Origin of the sequence: Chitinimonas sp. BJYL2 (assembly GCF_027257935.1) — a bacterium.
In the GTDB taxonomy this organism is placed as follows: Bacteria; Pseudomonadota; Gammaproteobacteria; order Burkholderiales; family Chitinimonadaceae; genus Chitinimonas.
This window is the reverse complement of the sequence record NZ_JANZKW010000001.1, coordinates 518,954-539,595: the sequence shown is the minus strand read 5'-3', so window position 1 is coordinate 539,595 and position 20,642 is coordinate 518,954. Positions and strand designations below refer to the sequence as shown.

The window sequence follows — 20,642 nt, the reverse complement described above, 5'->3', positions numbered from 1 at the left end:
GGCGGTCTTGCCGCCATCCGATCAGCGGGTCAAGGTAACCTTGTTGAGGTGGGGCGGCTGGTCGGGGTCGAAACCACGGGCACGCGACAGGGCTTCGACCATGGGATAGAAGGCCGAGATGGCGGCAATCGCATCAAGATCGGGTGTCGGACCTTGCGGCAGCAGCAGGTCGCGGCTGGGCACATCTTCCGGGGCGGCCAGCAGGACCTTGGCGCCACGACCGCGCATTTCTTCGGCCAGCTTCACGAGGCCAGCCTGAGCCGGGCCGCGCGGGGCGAAGATCAGCAGCGGGTAACCTTCGTCAATCAGCACCATGGGGCCGTGCTTCACTTCAGCACCCGAGAAGGCCTCGGCCTGGATCGACGAGGTTTCCTTGCACTTGAGGGCGGCTTCCATGGCCACTGGCAGGGTCAGACCGCGGCCAAGGACCATGATGCGGCTGGCATCCTTGAGCACTTCGACGCCGTGCGACCAGTCCACATCCTGCGCACGGGCGAGCGATTCCGGCAGTGCCTTCAGGCCTTCAAGCAAGGCTTTGTCCTGCGACCAGTGGGCCACGAAACGTGCGCCGGCGGCGAGGCTGGCGATATAGCTCTTGGTGGCGGCCACGGCGTATTCGGGGCCGGCTTCGAGAGGCAGTGTCCATTCGGCGGCTTCACCCAGTGGCGAGGCCGGATCGTTGACCAGCGCCACCGTTTTGGCGCGGCCAGCGCGGAAACGCTTGATCGGCTCGACCACGTCGGGGCTGCGGCCCGACTGCGAGACAGCGACCGCCACGGTGCCGACGACATCGAGTGGGGCGTCGTACATGGTGACCAGCGACATGGGCAGGGAGACGGACAGGCGGCCCAGACGCAACATGGTCAGGTAGGAAAGATAGGCCGAGGCATGGTCGGAGCTGCCGCGCGCCACGGTGACCAGGGCGTGCGGATCGGACTGGCGCAGTTGCAAGCCCAGCTCGGCATAGCGGGCGTCCTGTTTATCGGCTTGGCGCGCGACCGCTTCGGGGCCCTCGCGCATTTCTTTCCACATGCAGGTTGTCATGACGCTTCTCTCGACGATGATTCACCGGGCAGCACGGTGGCCAGCCGGATTCGGGAACGGGGTGCTGGGTTCTGACAGACTGCAGGCACCCCCAGATGCAGTCTTGCGGGTTCGGATGCGGCGCCCCTGGCGTGCAGGGCAAGCCGCCTCAGCCGGGGAGGTGGATGGCCGTACCTTCGACAAAGACGGCTTTGAGCTTGAGGTTGCGGTCAAACACCACCAGATCGGCAAAAGCGCCCAGCTTGATGCGGCCACGATCATCGAGGCCCAGCATGTCGGCCTGGAACGTGGAGAGCCGGCGTGAGGCGTCGTCGATATCGAGGCCCAGGCGGACCAGATTGCGCAGTGCCTCGTCCAGCGTCAGCGTCGAGCCCGCCAGCGTGCCATCAGGCAGGCGCACGCCGCCCATGCACTTGGTGACGGTGTGGCGACCCAGCTTGTACTCGCCATCGGGCATGCCGGCAGCAGCGGTCGAGTCGGTCACGCAATAGAGTTTGGGAATGGCCCGCAGGGCAGCCTTGATGGCGCCGGGGTGCACATGCAGCAGATCGGGGATCAGCTCGGCGTATTCGGCATGGGCTAGTGCGGCACCGACCATGCCGGGTTCGCGGTGATGCAGGCCGGTCATGGCGTTGAATAGGTGGGTAAAGCTCGATGCGCCGTTCTTGAGCGCTTCCACGCCGTTTTCATAGCTGCCCAGGGTGTGACCCAGTTGCACGCGGATGCCGCGCGCCACCAGTTCGGGGATCAGCTGGGTATGGCCATCGACTTCCGGGGCAAGTGTGAGCACCTTGAGGGCAGCCAGGGCATCGTATTGGCCAATCTCGGCCAAGGCGGCATCACGGGCAAAGTTGGGCTGGGCGCCGAGCTTGCCAGGGTTGATATACGGGCCTTCCAGATGCACCCCGAGGACGCGCGAACCGTTGGGTGCGCGCTCGGCCATGTTCAGGGCAACACCGCGCAAGGCATGCTCGATTTCAACCCGTGGCGCGGTCATCGTGGTGGCCAGGATGCTGGTCGTGCCGTGGCGTGCGTGGGTCTGCGTGATGGTCTGCAGCGCATCGCCCCCTTCCATCACATCCCGTCCGCCACCGCCATGCACGTGCAGATCAATGAAGCCGGGCAGCACGATGTCATCGGCATTGCCTGCCGGGTCGCGTGCGTCGGCTTGCAAGGTGACGATCCGGTCGGTAAAGCCCAGCGTGCCGAATTGCCAGCCGTCGACGGTGAGTATGTTGCCGGAGAGGGTATGCATTGAAGGGTGAATCTTTCGTCTTTCGTCGACTGGCTGCGTCGTCAGGCTTAGCGCCGTAACTCGGCTACGAAGTCGTAGTAATCGTTACGGCAGTAGGAGTAACTCAGTTCAATCGGCAGGCCGCTATCGAGGTAGCCGATCCGGGTGATCATCAGCATCGCGGTACCGGCAGCAATGCCGGCCAGCTGGGCGATCTCGTCGCTGGCATTCACGGCCTTGATGTGCTGCAGGGCGCGGGTAACGGGCGTGCCACGGCCATCCAGAAACGCATACAGGGAGTCACCGATACTGGTGGGCTCGGGGATGTACAGACTGGGCAGGGTGGAGGTTTCCACGGCCATCACGGTGTCGTCGGCCATGCGCAGACGCTTGAGGCGTGCCACGGTGGCAGCGGGCGAGAGACCCAGGCGCAGCACCTCTTCCTGGCTGGCGATGCCGGTTTCGCGGCTCAGCCAGCGCGATGACGGGGCAAAGCCACGGCTGCGGATTTCTTCGGAAAAACTGGTCAGGCGAGACAGTGGCTGTACCAGGCGAGGGGCAATATAGGTGCCCGAACCCTGGCGGCGCACAATCAGGCCCTGCTCGAACAAGATGTCCATCGACTTGCGGGCGGTGACCCGCGAGATATCGAGCATCTCGCAGAGTACGCGCTCGCTGGGCAGCGCTTCATCGGCCTGCCAGAGCCCGCCGGCGATGGCGTTGGAGAGCTTGTTGGCAACCTGCAGATAGAGCGGTGTGCTGCTCTCGGCATCGGGTTTGAGCGCGAGCAATGCGGCTTCGCGGGCTTTATCCATGAACACGTCCTCGTATCAGGTGGAGCGCGCCGGTCGCCGAATCTCCCTGTGGCTGACGGGCACGGAGGCGCAGGGCCTCGGGCAGCCAAGCTTGCAGTGCTTCCGCGAGTCCGCCGCACAGGGCCAATGGCAAGGCACCGTGTGGGTCGAGCGCGTGGGCGACACTGGCAATCTCCTGGCCAGCTTGCGTCAGGATGGCGTCCGCATCGGCATCACTGCCGCCATGCTGGATCACCAGCGGCGTCAGTTGTGCGTAAGTGGTCTGGTTTGCTTGGCCGAGCCATCCATAAGCGGCATCAATATTGCCACCGAATCGCTCGATAACGGCACTGGCGAGTGCGCCGCGTTGCACGCGACCATCCAGTGCCTTCTGCGCAAGCTGCGCCGCTTTAAGACCAATCCAGGCACCGCTGCCTTCATCGCCGCTCGGAAAACCCCAGCCAGACACGGTGCGCTTGTCGCGACCGCCGTACCAAGCCTCTCCGATGGTGCCTGTGCCGACGGCCACAATGGCGCCGGGTTGCCCGTTGTGGGCGCCCAGCAGTGTGGTGAATCCGTCGGTATCCAGGGCGATGGCGGCGTAGGCGGGAGCAGCATCCAGAAAGGCTTTGGCCCAAATCGGGTTATGCACCCCTGCCAGACCGAGGCCGATGGCGCAGCGGTCGGCAGCAAAGGCGCTACCCAGGTTGGCGAATGCCTGATCCACGGCAGCCGAGATGGCTTGCCAGGCGGGCGCAATGCCCAGCCCGAGGCCGGACGGCCCGCCGCTGGCGCGGGCAAGCAGCTGGCCGGCACGGTCGGCAACTACAACCCGTGTGCCAGTGCCGCCGCCATCTACGCCGATCAGGTAATCGAAAGTCATGCTTGCTGTTGCTCCACGCCGGCGCTGGCCGGTCAAACTGGTTAGATACCAATTGAATACAAGATCAATTCAATACCAGTAGCAGGCTGCTGTCAACGGATTGCAGCAAGCTGCTGAAATTGTGTCCGTTATCTGACAGCTTAGCGACCATGCCACATTAGCAGGGGCTAATACCACTCGATGACGCCTAATCCTGTGGCGATGTTAGTCAGTGGTACTGCATCACGCCATGACGATAAGGGCTCGGGTATACGAGAAAGTTATGGATTGAGCCGGAACGGGGCAGCGAGGGGCGTCGCAGACCACCCAGGGCGGGCGGTCTGGCGAGCTGTTGGCAGGGGCTTAGAGGAAGCGGTCGAGCAGGCGGCGTGAATGTTTATCCAGCGAATCCGGATCGCGGATCAGGAACTGGATGCCGTGGCTGTCGGCAACCAGCAGCACATCGCCGGCGCGGCGGATATCCTCCTCGCCCCGCAGGATGAAGCGGGTAGTACCGCGATTGGTTTCCACGGTCCAGGTACTGGGGGTGGCGAAGGTGGAGACACTGATCAGTTGCCGGATTTCTGGCATGAACTCGCGCTGTGCGAGGGCCTCGGTGATCAGCTTGCGTGCCTCGACAGGCAGCATTGCCGGTTTGGCAATCCAGACCAGCTCATGACCATCCCGATCCACCAAGGAGAGTCCCTCCTCGGGGGCCGAGATCGGGAAGGCGCGTACGGGAATCACGTCGTCATGCTGCTCGCCGCTTGCGAGCGTCAGCCGCAGGCGGCCAAAACCGTCGCGAGCGAGCTGAAAATCGGGCTGGCTCATTATTCATCATCCTTGTCGTCGAGATCGGTATCGACATTGCGCGCTTGTGCTTCGTAAAGGCGCCAGTAGGCGCCTTCGCGCGCGAGCAGGGTGTCGTGGTCACCCACTTCGACGATCTGGCCTTTGTCCATCACCACCAGCCGGTCGGCTTGGCGCAAGGTCGACAAGCGGTGTGCGATGGCAATCGTGGTGCGACCCTTGACCAGATTGTCGAGCGCCTTCTGGATTTCCTTTTCGGTTTCGGTATCCACCGAGGCGGTAGCCTCATCCAGTATGAGAATGCGTGGGTCGATCAGCAGGGCGCGCGCAATCGATACGCGCTGGCGCTCGCCACCGGAGAGCCCTTGGCCGCGTTCACCGACCAGCGAGTCGTAGCCCTGCGGGAGGCGCAGGATGAATTCATGCGCATGGGCGGCACGCGCCGCGGCCATGATTTCCTCGCGCGTGGCGTCGGGTTTGCCATAGGCGATGTTCTCGGCAATGGTGCCGAAGAACAGGAAGGGTTCCTGCAGCACGAGGCCGATATTGCGGCGGAAATCGGCCACGCCCATCTGGCGGATGTCGACCCCGTCGAGCAGGATGGCGCCTTCGCCCACGTCGTAAAAGCGGCAGATCAGGTTCACCAGCGTGCTCTTGCCCGAGCCGCTGTGACCGACCAGGCCGATCATCTCGCCTGGTTCGATACGCAGATTGAGATTGCGGATCACCTGGCGATTGCCGTAACGGAAGCCCACATCCTTGAGCACGATGCCGCCGCTGACCCTGCCTACCGGCACCGGTTTCTCGGGTTCGGGCACGTTGGAGACGTGATCCAGGATATCGAAGATGCGCTTGGCGCCGGCGGCGGCTTTTTGCGTAACCGACACGATACGGCTCATGGAATCGAGCCGGCCATAGAAGCGCCCGATATAGGCCAGAAAGGCCGTCAGCGTGCCGACGGTGACTTCGCCGCGGGTGATCATCCAGATACCACCGGCCCACACCACCAGCAGGCCGAAGTCGGTGAGCAGGGAGACGGTGGGGGAAAACAGCGACCAGACCTTGTTGAGCTTGTCGTTGATCAGCAGGTTGTGTTTGTTGGCGATCTTGAAGCGGGTGGCCTCGCGCGCTTCCTGGGCAAAGGCCTTGACCACGCGGATGCCAGGGATGGTGTCGGCGAGCACGCTGGTGACCTCGCCCCAGACACGATCAATCTTCTCGAAGCCGGTACGCAGGCGATCACGCACCAGATGGATCAGCCAGGCAATCATGGGTAGCGGCACCAGGGTGGCCAGCGCCAGCCAGGGGTTGATGCTGAACAGGATGGCGGCGGTCATCGCCAGCATCAGCACATCGGTGATGAAGTCGAGCGCATGCAGGCTCAGGAACACGCTGATGCGGTCGGATTCGGAGCCGATGCGGGCGATCAGGTCGCCTGTGCGTTTGCCACCGAAATACTCCAGCGAGAGTGACAGCAGGTGCTCGTAGGTGGTGGTGCGCAGATCGGCGGAGATCCGCTCGGAGACCAGTGCGAGGATATAGGTCTTGGCCCAGCCCAGGGCCCAGGAGACCACGCTGGCGGCAAACATGCCGGCAAGGTAAATCCCGACCTGATTCACATCCACCGGTTTGCCGCTCTGGAACGGGATCAGGATCTCGTCCATGAGGGGCATGGTGAGATAGGGTGAGACCAGGGTTGCGGCGGTGGAACCCAGCATCAGCGCCAAGCCCGTAAACAGCTGCCAGCGATAGGGGCGGGCAAAGCGCCAGAGCCGGAACAGTGTCCAGGTCGAGGGGGGGGTGCTCAGTTCGCGGTCGCAGGCGGGGCAGTCGTCGCCTTCGTTTTCAAGGGGGGCCTTGCAGGTCGGGCAACGTGGCTCCTCATGTTTGGCCGGCGCCTGGCCTGTACGCAGGGTGATCGACAGCGCCTCGAAGCGCTCCAGCAGGCGGATGGCCTGGGGGTTCTGCGCCAGGGTGAATCGCCACACCGCAATCTGCTCGGTCGCGTTGCGCAGTGCCAGGGTGCCGACACCTGCGTGATCGTGGTGGTGCAGATCCAGCGAGGTATCCAGTGGCCATTGCTGCCAGTGTGAGTCACCCGACATGCGGGCTAGCAGCTGGCGATCAGTGAGTACCAGCCGACCGCTGCGGAATTGCAATTCGCTGTCGAGGTCAACCTCGAAGCCGGTCAGCACGTTTTCTGCCGGAGTCAGGCAGGGTGCCAGATCGGCAAGCCAGCTGTCGGGAACGGCAGGGCGGTTGGCAGAGGGGGAGTTGGCGCTGGTCACGGGGCTCGTATGGGCTGGCAAAACGGTGCGCCGACAAGACGCAACCGCGATACAAATTAAGATGGCAGGTGCGGCCGTCCGGCGACTCGGGTAATTTCCGCGTGGAGGGGCTTCTCGCCTACGTCTATACCAAGTATAACGCGCGGCTTGCGGCATCGCCCCGTATAGAAACAGAACACCGCTGGAAACAGCTTATCGCCCTCGCTCCGGGATCAAGATGAAGAAAGCAATCGAATTCCTTCGTACCACCTATCTGCGCGGGCCGAATATCTGGACATATCGTCCCGTCATTGAAGCCTGGGTCGATCTGGGTGAACTCGAAGACTTCCCCTCCAACACGTTGCCCGGCTTTTTCGAGCGCCTCACCGGCATGTTGCCGGGGCTCATCGAACACCACTGCGGCGTGGGCGAACGCGGTGGTTTTCTGGAACGTCTTCAGGAAGGCACGTGGATGGGCCACATCATGGAGCATGTGGCCATCGAGCTGAACAACCTGGCGGGCTTGCAGACCGGTTTCGGGCAAACGCGCAGTACACCGGTACGCGGCGTCTACAAAGTGGCCGTGCGTGCCCGCAACGAGCAGGTCGGCCGTGCCGCGATTGTCGCGGCTCGGGATATCGTGATGGCCGCGATCAACGATCAGCCGTTCGATATCGACCACACCGTGCAGCAGCTGCGCGATCTGGTGGACGATCACCACTTGGGCCCTAGCACGGCCTGCATCGTGGCAGCCGCCACCGAGCGCCGCATCCCGCATATCCGCCTCAATGAAGGCAATCTGGTGCAACTGGGCCATGGCAAGGCGCAGCGTCGCATCTGGACGGCCGAAACCGACCGTACCAGCGCCATTGCCGAGGGCATTTCCAGCGACAAGGATCTGACCAAGAGCCTGCTCAAATCGGTGGGTGTGCCGGTGCCGGAGGGCGAGGTGGTGGATTCGCCCGAGGCCGCCTGGGCCGCCGCCGAGGACATCGGTTTACCCGTGGTGGTCAAGCCGACCGACGGCAACCATGGCCGCGGGGTGTCGATGGACCTGAAAACCCGTGAAGACGTGGAAAAGGCCTTTGAGTTTGCCGCACGGCACGGTAGCGAGGTGATGGTCGAGCGATGCATCCCCGGTGTCGAACACCGGCTGCTGGTCGTTGGTGGCAAGGTTGCTGCTGCCGCGCGCGGTGAGACGGCATGGGTGGTGGCGGACGGTGTCGCCACGCTGCGCGCGCTGGTGGATGCGCAGATCAACAGTGATCCGCGCCGCGGGACGACCGAGCTGCATCCGCTGGCTCGCCTGAATCTCGATGACGATACCGCCATCCGCAACGAACTGGCGCGCCAGGGCTACACACCGGACTCCGTGCCGGCAGCAGGGCAACGCGTGCTGATCCAGCGCAATGGCAATGTGGCATTTGAATGTACGCCAGAGGTTCATCCCGAAGTCGCCGCCATGGTGGGTCTGGCAGCGCGGACGGTGGGGCTGGATATCGCCGGTGTGGACGTGGTGGCTGAGGACATCAGCAAGCCCCTGCACGCGCAAGGCGCGGCCATCGTGGAGGTCAATGCCGGCCCGGGCCTGCTGATGCACCTTCGGCCTGCCAATGGCGAGCCGCGCCCGGTAGGTGCTGCCATCATCGATCATCTGTTCCCGGCTGACGCGAGCGGGCGTATTCCCCTGGTTGGCGTGACCGGCAGTACCGGCACCACCCGCGTTGCCCGCTTGATCAGCAGCCTGTTGCTGATGGCGGGGCGCCATGTGGGCCTAGCCTGCCGTGATGGCCTGTTTCTGGACCGCCGCCGTATCGATGCCGGTGATGCCAGTCGCTGGGATGCCGGTCAGCGCATTCTGATCAACCGCAAGATCGATACGGCTGTCTTCGAGCACCATCCGGCAGGCATCCTGGGCGATGGCCTGCCCTACGATCGCTGCCAGGTGGGCGTGGTGACCGATGCCGATGGCCTGGCGGGACTGGCGGACTGGCATGTGGTCGAGCCCGATCATCTCTACAAGGTCCTGCGTACCCAGGTCGATGTAGTGGATGAATCGGGGCTGGCTGTGCTTCATGCGGCCGAGCCCATGCTGGTGGAGATGGCAGACCTGTGTGATGGCGCCGTGGTGCTGTATGCACTGGATGGCCAGTTGCCGGCGCTGGCAGCGCATCGCGCTGATGGTGGCCGCGTCCTGTTTGCCCGCGAGGGCCAGATCGTGCTGGCCGATGGCGCGCAAGAGCAGATCATTGCCCCCCTGCCCGGCGAGTCGGATACCGGCGACGCGGCCGGTACGCTCGCAGCGGTGGCGGTGGCGACCTACTTTGGTGTGAGCCCGGCGCTGATTGCGGCCGGACTTGAGGCCGGCTTGGGCATGAGCCGCGCCTGATACTTGCATTGTCCCTATAGAACCCGATGGCCCAGCGAGAGATAGCCTGATGGAAGTGTCACGAATCCGCGCCCTGCGCGGTCCCAATCTCTGGAGTCGCCATACCGGCATCGAAGGCATCGTGCGCTGCGATGGTGCCGAGCGTGCCGTGACCCAGTTGCCCGATTTCGAGCAGCGCCTGCGTGCGCGGTTTCCTGCGCTGATGCCCTTGTCGGCCATGCACCACGATGACGTCATCTCGGTCGCGCATGCGCTGGAATTTGCGGCGCTGGGCCTGCAGGAACAAGCCGGCTGCCCGGTGACATTCAGCCGCACCACGCAGACCGTGGAGCCGGGCGTGTATCAGGTCGTAGTCGAATACAGCGAAGAGGCGGTGGGTCGTTTGGCGTTTGAACTGGCCGAACAGCTGGTCAATGCCGCGCTGGCCGATACCCCATTCGATCTGGATGCTGCGCTCAAGCAGCTGCGCGATCTGGACGAGGACGAGCGCCTCGGGCCGAGTACCGGTTCCATCGTTTATGCCGCTGCCGCACGCGGCATCCCGTTCCGCCGGCTCACGACCGGGAGCTTGGTGCAGTTTGGCTGGGGCAGCAAGCAGCGGCGCATCCAGGCCGCCGAGGTGGATTCGACCAGCGCGATTGCCGAATCGATCGCGCAGGACAAGGAGCTGACCAAGAAGCTGCTGCACGCCGCCGGGGTACCCGTGCCCACTGGCCGGCCTGCCAAGGATGCCGACGACGCCTGGGCCGCCGCGCTGGAAATCGGCCTGCCCGTGGTGGTCAAGCCGCAGGATGGCAATCAGGGCAAGGGGGTGACGGTGAACATCACCACGCGCGAGCAGCTGGATCTGGCTTTCAAGGTCGCCAGCGAGTTCCGCGACGATATCCTCGTCGAGCGCTACCTGCCGGGCCACGATTTCCGCCTGCTGGTGGTAGGCGACAAGCTGGTTGCCGCCGCGCGCCGCGATCCGCCCAACGTGATTGGCGACGGCAAGCGCTCGGTGCGCGAACTGGTCGAGGATGTGAACCGCGATCCGCGCCGTGGCGAGGGCCATGCGACTTCGTTGACCAAGATACGCCTTGATGAAATTGCTGTAGCCCGCCTGGAAATGCAGGGTCTGACGCCCGACTCCGTGCCGGCCAAGGGCCAGCGCGTGGTGCTGCGCAATAACGCCAATCTGTCTACCGGCGGCTCAGCTACCGATGTGACCGACGATGTGCACCCGGAAATGGCTGCCCGTGCCATCGAAGCAGCGCAAACCATCGGCCTGCATATCTGCGGTGTCGATATCGTGTGCGACAGCGTGCTGACCCCGCTCGAAGATCAGGGCGGCGGCGTGGTGGAAGTCAACGCCGCACCGGGTCTGCGCATGCACCTGAGTCCCTCGTACGGCAAGGGTCGCAATGTCGGTGAGGCCGTGGTGGATATGCTTTACCCGGCAGGCGATGACGGCCGTATTCCGGTATTGGCGATCACGGGGACCAATGGCAAGACCACGACCGTGCGGCTGACTGCCCACCTGATCGCTGCGAGTGGCCTGCGCGTGGGCATGACCAATACCGATGGCGTGTATGTGAACGGCCGTCAGATCGACAGCGGCGATTGCAGCGGCCCGCGCTCGGCCCGCAATGTGCTGATGCACCCCGATGTGGACGCCGCCGTTTTCGAGACTGCGCGTGGCGGCTTGCTGCGCGAGGGCCTGGCGTTTGATCGCTGCCAGGTTGCCGTGGTCACCAACGTAGGCCGTGGCGATCATCTGGGCCTCAACTACATCACCACGCTCGAAGACTTGGCCGTGCTCAAGCGCGTCATCGTCCAGAATGTGGCGCCGAACGGTTATGCCGTGCTCAATGCCGCCGATCCCGTGGTGGCGGCCATGGCGGCCAACTCGCCGGGGCAGATCATTTTCTTCGCCGCCGATCCGCACCTGCCGGTGATGGCAGCCCAGCGGGCACAGGGGCGTCGCGTTGTTTATATCGAGGATGGCAAGCTGGTGGCGGCCGAAGGCGAGGTGCAGTGGACCTTCTCACTCACCGAAGTGCCGATCACGCGCGGTGGCACCATCGGCTTCCAGATCGAGAATGTGATGGCCTCCACGGCCGCGGCTTGGGGTGCCGGCATCAGCTGGCCGGCCATCGAGCTGGGCTTGAAGACCTTCACGACCGATGGCGACAACGCGCCCGGCCGCTTCAATGTATTCGATTACAAGGGCGCCACCGTGATTGCCGATTACGGCCACAACCCCGATGCGATGATTGCACTGGTGCAGGCGGTGGAAGCCATGCCGGCCAAGCGCCGTTCGGTGGTCATCAGTGGTGCGGGCGACCGTCGCGATGAGGATATCCGTGACCAGACCAAGATTCTTGGTGCGGCGTTTGACGAGGTGATCCTGTATCAGGATGCCTGCCAGCGTGGCCGCGCCGATGGCGAGGTGCTGGCCCTGTTGCGCGAGGGTCTGGTGGGCGCAAGCCGCACCACCCATAGCGAGGAAATCAACGGCGAGTTCATTGCCATCGATAAAGCCTTGTCGCGACTGCAGCCGGGCGATCTGTGCCTGATCCTTGTGGATCAGGTGGAGGAAGCCCTGGCCCACATTGCTCAGCGATGTGCCGGCTAGCGAACGGATGCTGACAAAAAGCCCGCACGCAACGGTGCGGGCTTTTTTGTTTGCAAGTCTTTAAAATTGCAGGCTTTTCCCCATCTGATCGGGACCATGAGCGAATCGATCTGGAAACCCAATACCACGGTAGCGGTCATTGTTGAACGCGATGGCCGCTATCTGCTGGTGGAAGAGCACACGGCCGACGGCCTGCGCTTCAACCAGCCTGCTGGTCATCTGGACCACGGCGAATCGCTGCTGGCCGCCAGCGTGCGCGAAGCACGCGAGGAAACCGGCTATACGGTGATCCCGACGGCACTTGTGGGGATTTACCAATGGTCGCCGCCGGGCAAACCGGGGCTCACTTACCTGCGAGTGGCCTATGCCGCCGAGCTGGATGAGCGGGCGCCTGTCGCCACCGAGCTGGACCCCGATATCCTGCGGCCGGTTTGGCTTGGCTATGACGAACTGCTGGCCTGCCGGGAGCGGCATCGCAGTCCGCTGGTGCTGCAGTGCATCGATGATTACCGCGCCGGCCGGCGCTACCCACTGGAACTGATTTCGCACCATGACTGACGCAGCAAGCCCTTTGGCAGGCGCAAAGGCAAACCGTATCGTGGTGGGCCTTTCGGGAGGCGTGGATTCGTCGGTCTCGGCGCACCTGCTCAAACAGCAGGGTTACGATGTGCTCGGCGTTTTCATGCAGAACTGGGAAGACGATAACGACGACGAGTTCTGCTCGATCAAGGAAGACTCGCGCGATGCCATTGCCGTCGCCGATCTGGTGGGTATCGACATTGAGCTGGTCAACTTTGCCAAGGAATACAAGGACCGCGTCTTTGCCTACTTTCTGGCGGAGTACCAGTCCGGCCGTACGCCCAATCCCGATGTGCTGTGCAACGCCGAGATCAAGTTCAAGGCCTTTCTGGACTACGCGATTGCGCAGGGCGCCGAGAAAATTGCCACGGGCCATTATGCGGCTACCGATATCGATGCCCAGGGATTGACGCGCCTGCTGCGGGGCGCCGATGCCGCCAAGGACCAGAGCTACTTCCTCTACCGCCTGAGCCAGTATCAGGTTTCCAGAGCGCTGTTTCCGCTGGGGGAGATCGCCAAGCCCGAAGTACGCCGCATTGCCGCTGAAATCGGTCTGCCCAATCATGCCAAGAAGGATTCAACCGGCATCTGCTTTATCGGCGAGCGCCCATTCCGCGATTTTCTTAACCGCTATCTGCCCAAGGAGCCCGGCGTGATGCGCACGCCCGAAGGCAAGATCGTGGCCGAGCACATGGGCCTGATGTACTACACGCTGGGCCAGCGCCAGGGGCTCAATATCGGCGGGCCGGGCGAGCCTTGGTACGTGGCCGACAAGGATCTGGGCAAGAACGAACTGATCGTGGTGCAAGGCCGCGATCACCCTTTGTTGCTCAAACCCGAGCTTGTGGCTGGCCAGCTCAGCTGGGTGGCCGATACACCACCACTGCCCGGGCGTTATACGGCCAAGACCCGCTATCGTCAGCAGGATGCCGCCTGCGAGGTGCTCGCCATCGAACAGGGGGTGTTGCGTGTGCGCTTTGACGAGCCGCAGTGGGCCGTTACGCCGGGGCAATCGGTGGTGCTCTACGACGGGCGGGTCTGCCTCGGGGGCGGCATCATCCAGTAGGCCTGGTCTGGCCGGCGGGAGGCCTGCTGTGGCGGACTTTGTGCCATATCAAGCTGCCTTGCATGCTTCGCCTCGCACTGCGCATTTCAGTCGCTATAGTGTAGATACTCGAACCAGTCAGGCGCCTGGGCGGGGCGACTGAGATGAAAAGGACTGCACCATGACGATAGGCAAACGGCTGATCCTGATGATAGCCATGGCGCTCGCCGCACTCTTGATCGTGGGTGTCACCGCGATCAGCGGACTGCGCTCACTGAATGCACAAGTCTCTGCACTGACCGATGACGATCTCCCCAGCCTGCAGGCGACGGGTGACATGGCGGTGACCTACCGCGAAATGCGGGCGCTGCTGCTGAGCCACATCATGGAGCAGGATGTTGATCTCAAGCAGGCGTTTGCAGGCAAGGTCAGCGAAGCGGTCGCCAATGCCAAGCGCGCGGTAGATGGCTATGCCAACCTCACCAGCGATGCGACGGACAAGGCCAACTACGAGAGTCTTAGAAAAGCATTCCAGGTGTATACCGCCGGCTACGATGAGGCGCTGGCGGCATCCAGCAAAGGCAGTAACGACGAAGCAGTGGCCGCCCTGTATGGCAAGGTGATTCCCGCCGAGCAGGCCTTGCAGGCTGCCATCGAGAAGGTGGCCGCGTACAACCTGAAGGCGACCGAGGAATCCAGTGCCCGTACCCATGAGGCTTCCAGTCGCGCCACCACCATTCTGGGTGTGGTAATCGTTCTCGCGCTGGCTGCCATTTCCGTGTTCGGTTTCCTGATCCATCGGGCCATTGCCGGCCCGCTGGCCACCATGGAGCACACGGTGGAACGTATCGGCCGCGACCTCGACTTTACCCAGCGCGTACCGATCACCAGCCGGGACGAGGTGGGACTCACCGTCCTGGCCTTCAATCGTCTGCTGGATACCCTGCAGGAGAGCTTCCGCAATCTCGCGCAAGGTGTGCAGGGCGTTTCCCGCCAGGCGGATGAAATGGCCATTGCAGCGCAGCGCATGTCGGCCAATTCGCTTGCTGCCAGCGAATCATCGTCCAATATGGCGGCAACGGTGGAAGAGGTGACCGTCAGTATCAACCATGTGGCGGATCGCGCTGTCGAGGCCAATACCGTCTCGCGTGAGTCGGGTCAGGTGGCCAGCGAAGGCGAAGCGGTGATCCATGCCACGGTTGCCGAGATCAACGGCATTGCGTCACGCGTTCACGAGGCATCGCAGCAGATCGACCAGCTTGCCCGCGAGAGCGCCAATATCGGTGCCGTCGTCAGTGTGATCAAGGAAGTGGCCGATCAGACCAATCTGCTCGCGCTCAATGCCGCGATCGAGGCGGCGCGGGCCGGTGAGCAGGGCCGGGGTTTTGCCGTGGTGGCCGATGAAGTGCGCAAGCTGGCCGAGCGCACCTCAGTCTCCACGCAAGAGATCGCCAAGCTCATCACCACCATCCAGCATGGCGCCGATGCGGCAGTGGCCAGCATGCGCGAGGTGGTCGATAAGGTGGATGTGGGTGTTCAGAAAGCCAGCCAGGCCGGGGGCAGCATCGAGCAGATCCGCAAAGGCTCGGGCCGTGTCGTCGACATGGTGGATGATATCAGCAACGCTATCCGTGAACAGAGCACTGCCAGCCTGAGCATATCCCAGCAGGTGGAGCGAATTGCCCAGATGTCGGAAGAGGCCAGTGCCGCCGCCAGTGATACGGCAGATTCGGCAACCCTGCTGCAACAGCTTGCGTCTGACATGCAAGGTGCGGTGGCCCGTTACCGTATCTGATACTGCCTTGAGGCAGTGTTGATCGCACAATCAAAAACGCCCGGTGAAATCCGGGCGTTTTTGATTGTTGCAGATGCGGGTGGCGCCGTGTGGCGGCATTGCGGCCCGCAATGGCTGGCTTGCCGCTATCAGGCCTCGGCGGACCAGACCGGCACGGTGGCGAACAGTTCGCGGGCCGCTTCATCCATGCTGATCGCGGTGCCTTTGGCGGTGTCGAACAGCACAAACGTCACGTCGGCATCCGCAATCACGGTGTCACTGCCCTTGAGCATCACGCGCTGATGAATCACACCGCTGCGGCTGCCGAGCTTTTTCAGGGCGGTTTCGATGACCAGCACCTCCCCCATCAGGGCTGCGCGGCGGTAGTTGATGTTGATGTTCACAATCACGAAGGCCAGCCCTGCTTCGCTGAAAGCCTGAATCGAACCATGTGTCTCGGTCAGGCCCCAGCGCGCCTCTTCCAGGAATTCCAGATACCGCGCGTTGTTGACGTGGCCGTAAAGGTCGAGGTGGTAACCGCGTACCTTGATTTCGGTGAGATGGGGGGCGAAGGGGCTTGGCATGATCGGGCTCGCAGTAGAGAACAAGGGTGAGCGATGGTAGCAAGGCCCGGCGGGCATTCGTGATATATCCCGCTGCCACTGGCCGTGCCCGAACAAGTTATGCTGCCGAGGTTTCCCTGTTTGCCCCCGGCTGGAATAATCCGCGCATGCCGATTCAACAACTGCCCCGGCGTCTGCGCCGTCCGCTGCTCTGGCTGGGTATCGCCCTGCTGCTGATCGCCGCTTTGCCGCTGATCAACTTCCGCACGCTCGGCAACCAGCTGGCCGCCGATGCCAGCGCCTCTCTGGGCCGCAAGGTCACGGTCGATGGCCTGCGCATTGCCTTGCTGCCAAGACCGGGTATCACCCTTGATGCCCTGACCGTGAGCGAGCCGGATGGCCGCGCCCTGTTTGCACGCTGGGAGAGCGCCCGGTTCTCACTGGGTTGGGCAGGACTTTTCGGTGGCAAGCTGGGGCTGGTGGATGCACGCATCGAAGGTTTGGCGCTCAATGTGCAGGTCATGCCCGATGGCACCCTCAGCTGTGATGATCTGCTGACCCGGCGACCCCGCCAGCAGCGCCTGCACTGGCTGGGTGAGCGCGTTGATCTGGTCAATGCCTCGCTCAACTGGCGTGATGCATCTGGTGAGGTGATCCGCCTGCGCGAACTGGAGCTACATGCGCTGGAGCCGGAAGGCGAACATGGTGCGCTCAGTGCGGTGGGCCGTGTCAGTGCCCCGGAGTGGTCGGGTGATCTGCGGCTCGATAGCCGGCTCGCGGTGGATCGGGAGCGGCTGACTGCCAGCTTGCAGGGGTTCCGGCTGGCCATCAGTGCAGAAACACCCGAGTGGCATGATGGCCGGTTTGATCTGACTGGCGACCTGAGTCTGGCTGCCTTGCCCTGGCGAGGCAAGCTGATCAACGCCGCAGCGCATGCCACGGCGCAACGCGCGGATCAGCGCTGGCAGGCGCTGATCAAGACCCCGGCCCTGCGCGGTGGCGAGGGTGGTCTATCCACCGGGCAGGTGGTCGCCGAATTCGGTATCAAGAGCGCGCGTTCGGAAATTGCGGGCAAGCTGGATCTGGCCAAGCTGGCAGCCGATGCTGAGGGCAGTCTGTATGCCGACCGCGCGCACCTCAAGATCAAGCTGCTGGATGATCTCCATAACGCTGAACTGGATATCGATAGCCCCCTGCGTATCAGCGAGTGGGAGAAACTGGCGCTGGAAGGACTGGCGCTGAGCGGTGCCTATCGGCATCGTGCCTTGCCCGGCGGTGCCATCCGGTTGGTCATGGAGGGCCGCGCCGCCGTGGATCTGGCGCGCGAACGTTTTGACTGGGAAGGGCAGGGCAAGCTCGACGGCGCACCCATCAAGGCACAGTTCTCGCTCGAAGACTTTGTGGATACGCGTTATGCCTTCGGCCTGGATCTGGCCAAGCTGGACCTGAGCCCGTATCTGCCTGCGGCCACCGAGACGCCCCGCATCGACCCCGCGCAAGCCTGGCCCGTAGACTGGCTCAACGGCCTCAATGCCCGTGGTGATCTCAAACTGGGCGAGCTGCAGGTGGGGGCCTTCCGGGTATTCAATCTGCAAACCCATATCGAAGCCGCCCGCAAGCAGGTGCTGCTGGAGCCCTTGTCGGCGGATATCTACGGCGGTCAGCTCAAGGGCCGGCTGCTGCTCAACGGGGGCAAGAGCCCGCGCCTGCACTTGGCACAAACGCTGCAGGGTATGGAAGTGGCGGCGCTGATGTCCGACGTGTTCGGGATTGATCGCCTGTACGGCCGTGGCAATCTCAACCTTGATCTCACGACCGATGCGACCAGCCTCGCGGCAGCGCGCCAAGGCTTGAGCGGGCGGATCGACCTGATGGTCAGCCATGGTGCGATCGAGGGGCTGGATGTGGGCGACATCCTGCGCGGCTTGCGGCGCAATCTGGCTGCGCTCACGGGGGATATGGTGCAGGTGCAGAATGGCCGTGGCACCCGCTTTTCCGATCTGAGCGCCCGCTTTGTGGTCAAGGATGGCGTAGCGGAAAGCCGTGACCTCAAGATCCGCTCCCCTTATCTCAGCCTGGATGGTGCGGGTGGCGTGGATATTGGTCGTGGCGAGATCAACTATCTGCTCAATGCGACTGTGCGAGGTGGCAGCGGGGTTCCCGAGTTTGATGCACTCAAGGGCGTGACCGTCCCCATCGACATCAGCGGTCCGCTGGCAGACCCGGCGTACCGGGTGGATACCCGCGCCCTGCGCGAGAAACTGCTGGGCAAGCCCGCTGCACGCTAGTGCAACTGGGGTACCCGGGGTAACTGGGGCAATGCCCATCCCAAGCTACATGAACGAGGTGCGACATGAGTGGTTGCTGCAATAACGATTGCTCGCTGGATCGCCTGCGTGAAAGGCAGCGGGGTACCTTACAGGCGGTACTGGCGATCAACGCAACGATGTTTGTGGTGATCTTGCTGGCCGCGCTGCATTCGGCGTCATCCGCCCTGCTCTCGGATAGCCTGGATAACCTGGGTGATGCACTGACCTATGGCCTGAGCCTGTATGCGGTCTCCAGAGGTCCGGCCACCAAGGCCAGGGTGGCGCTGTTCAAAGGCGTGCTGATCCTGCTGGCGGCCATGGCGGTGGTGGTCCAGATCGGCTTCAAACTCGTCACGCCGACCCTGCCGGCGTTTGATGAAATGGGCCTGTTCAGCCTTGTGGGGCTCGCTGCCAATTCGGCATGCCTTTATCTGCTTTGGCGCCATCGGCATGAAGACGTCAACATGAGTTCGGTCTGGGAGTGTTCGCGCAATGATATTGCGTCGAATCTTGCCGTCCTGCTGGCCGCCGGCGCGGTCTGGGCAACAGGGTCCGGCTGGCCCGACATCCTGATCGCAGCCGCGCTGGTCAGTCTGCTGATCCGTTCGGCTGTGCGCGTGATTACAGCAGCCAGAGCGGAGCTGGCGGCGAGTAAGGGCACGCTGCCGGGCTGACCTGCTGCGCTCATCTTGCTGCGCTGTATTGCCTGTCCCTGATCGCTCCCTGTGCCAAGGCAGGTTAGGCGATGTTGCAGCACAACTTGTCTATACAAATCGATGCGCGTAATCTTGGGCCTGTTGATAGACCACGCCACAGGAACGCCCATGTCCCGCCTGACCCTTACCCCCGGTCATCTGACGCTTGCCCAGCTGCGCACCATCTCGCGCGGTGGGGTTGAAGTGGTGCTTGATCCCGCGGCCATCCCGGCCATCGAAGCCAGCAGCCGTGCCGTTGCGGCCATTGCCGCACGCGGTGCGCCGGCCTATGGCATCAACACTGGCTTTGGCCGCCTCGCCTCCACGCATATCCCGCACGATCAGCTCGAACTGCTGCAGAAGAATCTGGTGCTGTCGCACGCCGTGGGCGTGGGTGAGCCGATGTCGCTGCCGGTGGTGCGCATCCTGATGACGCTCAAGCTGTCGAGCATGGGTCGCGGTTTCTCGGGCATCCGCCTCGAAGTGCTGCAGGCGCTGTTCAAGCTATTGAACGCCGACATTCTGCCGCGCATTCCGGTCAAGGGTTCGGTGGGTGCCTCGGGTGATCTGGCACCGCTGGCGCATATGAGCGCGGTGCTGCTGGGCATCGGCGAAGTCTGGCTCGATGGCGCATGGCGCCCGGCCACCGAGGGCTTGGCGCGCGTGGGTCTGGCGCCGATGGGTCTGGCCGCCAAGGAAGGTCTGGCGCTGCTCAACGGCACACAGGCATCCACCGCTTTGGCGCTGGCGCATATGTTCGAGATCGAAACCGTCTTCCAGACTGCATTGGTTTCGGGCGCACTGAGCGTCGATGCTGCTGCCGGCTCGGTCACGCCGTTCGACGACCGTATTCACCAGCTCCGCGGCCATCCAGGCCAGATCGACGTTGCCGCTGCTTACCGCGCCCTGCTCAAGGATTCGGCCATCAATGCCAGCCACAAGGGCTGCGAAAAGGTGCAGGACCCTTACAGCCTGCGCTGCCAGCCACAGGTGATGGGCGCATGTCTGGACCAGATCCGCCATGCGGCCACCGTGCTGCTGCGCGAAGCCGATGCGGTATCCGATAACCCACTGATTTTTGCCGAGACCGAAGAAGTGCTGTCTGGCGGCAATTTCCACGCGGAGCCGGTGGCGTTTGCGGCCGATATGCTGGGCATCGTCACCTCCGAAATCGGCGCACTGGCCGAGCGCCGCATCGCACTGCTGATCGACGCCACGCTGTCGGGCCTGCCACCGTTCCTGGTCAAGGATGGCGGCGTGAACTCGGGCTTCATGATCGCGCACGTCACCGCCGCAGCCCTCGCCAGCGAGAACAAGACCCTAGCCCATCCGGCCAGTGTGGATAGCCTGCCCACCAGCGCCAATCAGGAAGACCATGTGTCGATGGCGACCTTTGCCGCACGCAAGCTCGGCGAGATTGTCGACAACGTCGCACACATCCTTGCGATTGAACTGCTGGCCGCCGCCCAGGGCGTGGACCTGCGCGCACCGCATGCGACCTCGCCGCAGCTGCAGCCGGCCATGGACCTGATCCGCCGCCACGTGCCGCATTACGACATCGACCGCTATTTCGCGCCCGATATCAGTGCGATTGCGGCCCTGGTGCGTGAAGGCGCGTTTGCGCAGATCGCCCCGCTGACGTTTGAATCCCAACGCTGAC

The 20,642-nt window shown here is 63.4% G+C and carries 15 protein-coding genes; 8 read left to right on the top strand and 7 right to left on the bottom strand.

Annotated elements, in window-relative coordinates; translation table 11 throughout:
• Positions 1-21 precede the first annotated feature (21 nt).
• From O9X62_RS02475 to O9X62_RS02450, 6 genes are all read right to left on the bottom strand, one after another.
• A complete protein-coding gene (locus O9X62_RS02475) occupies positions 22-1,044 on the bottom strand; it encodes an SIS domain-containing protein (protein WP_269531191.1) in 1,023 nt (340 codons plus the stop codon).
• 148 nt (positions 1,045-1,192) lie between these two features.
• On the bottom strand, positions 1,193-2,299 hold the full coding sequence (nagA, locus tag O9X62_RS02470; protein WP_269531190.1) for an N-acetylglucosamine-6-phosphate deacetylase: 1,107 nt from the start codon (positions 2,297-2,299) through the stop codon (positions 1,193-1,195).
• Positions 2,300-2,346: 47 nt separating this feature from the next.
• Entirely contained in the window at positions 2,347-3,093 is a 747-nt protein-coding gene (locus tag O9X62_RS02465; RefSeq protein ID WP_269531189.1) for a GntR family transcriptional regulator, read from the bottom strand.
• The gene (locus O9X62_RS02460; RefSeq protein ID WP_269531188.1) at positions 3,086-3,955 is read right to left on the bottom strand and encodes a BadF/BadG/BcrA/BcrD ATPase family protein; all 870 of its coding nucleotides are present in this window, start codon (positions 3,953-3,955) and stop codon (positions 3,086-3,088) included. The genes O9X62_RS02465 and O9X62_RS02460 overlap by 8 nt, the downstream gene beginning before the upstream one ends.
• A gap of 342 nt (positions 3,956-4,297) precedes the next feature.
• A complete protein-coding gene (locus O9X62_RS02455) occupies positions 4,298-4,765 on the bottom strand; it encodes a DUF1854 domain-containing protein (RefSeq protein WP_269531187.1) in 468 nt (155 codons plus the stop codon).
• Complete coding sequence (locus O9X62_RS02450) at positions 4,765-7,032, bottom strand: ABC transporter transmembrane domain-containing protein (protein WP_308446412.1); 2,268 nt, start codon at positions 7,030-7,032, stop codon at positions 4,765-4,767. Before O9X62_RS02450 ends, O9X62_RS02455 begins: the two co-directional genes overlap by 1 nt.
• 217 nt (positions 7,033-7,249) lie before the next feature.
• Between O9X62_RS02450 and cphA (O9X62_RS02445) the strand changes: the two genes are divergently transcribed.
• The 5 genes from cphA (O9X62_RS02445) to O9X62_RS02425 all read left to right on the top strand — a co-directional run bounded on the left by cphA (O9X62_RS02445) (position 7,250) and on the right by O9X62_RS02425 (position 15,436).
• Positions 7,250-9,400 (top strand): cyanophycin synthetase, encoded by a 2,151-nt coding sequence (cphA, locus tag O9X62_RS02445; RefSeq protein ID WP_269531186.1) that lies wholly within the window; start codon positions 7,250-7,252, stop codon positions 9,398-9,400.
• Positions 9,401-9,449: 49 nt separating this feature from the next.
• Positions 9,450-12,017, top strand: a complete 2,568-nt coding sequence (gene cphA / locus O9X62_RS02440) for a cyanophycin synthetase (protein WP_269531185.1) — start codon at positions 9,450-9,452, stop codon at positions 12,015-12,017.
• A gap of 96 nt (positions 12,018-12,113) precedes the next feature.
• A complete protein-coding gene (locus tag O9X62_RS02435) occupies positions 12,114-12,575 on the top strand; it encodes an NUDIX hydrolase (protein ID WP_269531184.1) in 462 nt (153 codons plus the stop codon).
• Positions 12,568-13,662, top strand: a complete 1,095-nt coding sequence (mnmA, locus tag O9X62_RS02430; protein WP_269531183.1) for a tRNA 2-thiouridine(34) synthase MnmA — start codon at positions 12,568-12,570, stop codon at positions 13,660-13,662. Before O9X62_RS02435 ends, mnmA begins: the two co-directional genes overlap by 8 nt.
• Before the next feature lie 160 nt (positions 13,663-13,822).
• Entirely contained in the window at positions 13,823-15,436 is a 1,614-nt protein-coding gene (locus O9X62_RS02425; protein WP_269531182.1) for a methyl-accepting chemotaxis protein, read from the top strand.
• A 128-nt stretch (positions 15,437-15,564) separates the two neighbouring features.
• Here O9X62_RS02425 and O9X62_RS02420 read toward each other — a convergent pair whose 3' ends face one another.
• Positions 15,565-15,999: a thioesterase family protein gene (locus tag O9X62_RS02420; protein ID WP_269531181.1), complete on the bottom strand. Its 435-nt coding sequence runs from the start codon at positions 15,997-15,999 to the stop codon at positions 15,565-15,567.
• A 146-nt stretch (positions 16,000-16,145) separates the two neighbouring features.
• Between O9X62_RS02420 and O9X62_RS02415 the strand changes: the two genes are divergently transcribed.
• From O9X62_RS02415 to hutH, 3 genes are all read left to right on the top strand, one after another.
• Positions 16,146-18,266 (top strand): AsmA-like C-terminal region-containing protein, encoded by a 2,121-nt coding sequence (locus O9X62_RS02415; RefSeq protein ID WP_269531180.1) that lies wholly within the window; start codon positions 16,146-16,148, stop codon positions 18,264-18,266.
• 65 nt (positions 18,267-18,331) lie between these two features.
• Positions 18,332-18,961 carry a cation transporter gene (locus O9X62_RS02410; RefSeq protein ID WP_269531179.1) on the top strand — a complete coding sequence of 210 codons (630 nt, stop codon included), beginning with the start codon at positions 18,332-18,334 and terminating at the stop codon, positions 18,959-18,961.
• 150 nt (positions 18,962-19,111) lie between these two features.
• The gene (hutH, locus tag O9X62_RS02405) at positions 19,112-20,641 is read left to right on the top strand and encodes a histidine ammonia-lyase (protein WP_269531178.1); all 1,530 of its coding nucleotides are present in this window, start codon (positions 19,112-19,114) and stop codon (positions 20,639-20,641) included.
• The last annotated feature ends 1 nt before the right edge of the window (position 20,642 follow it).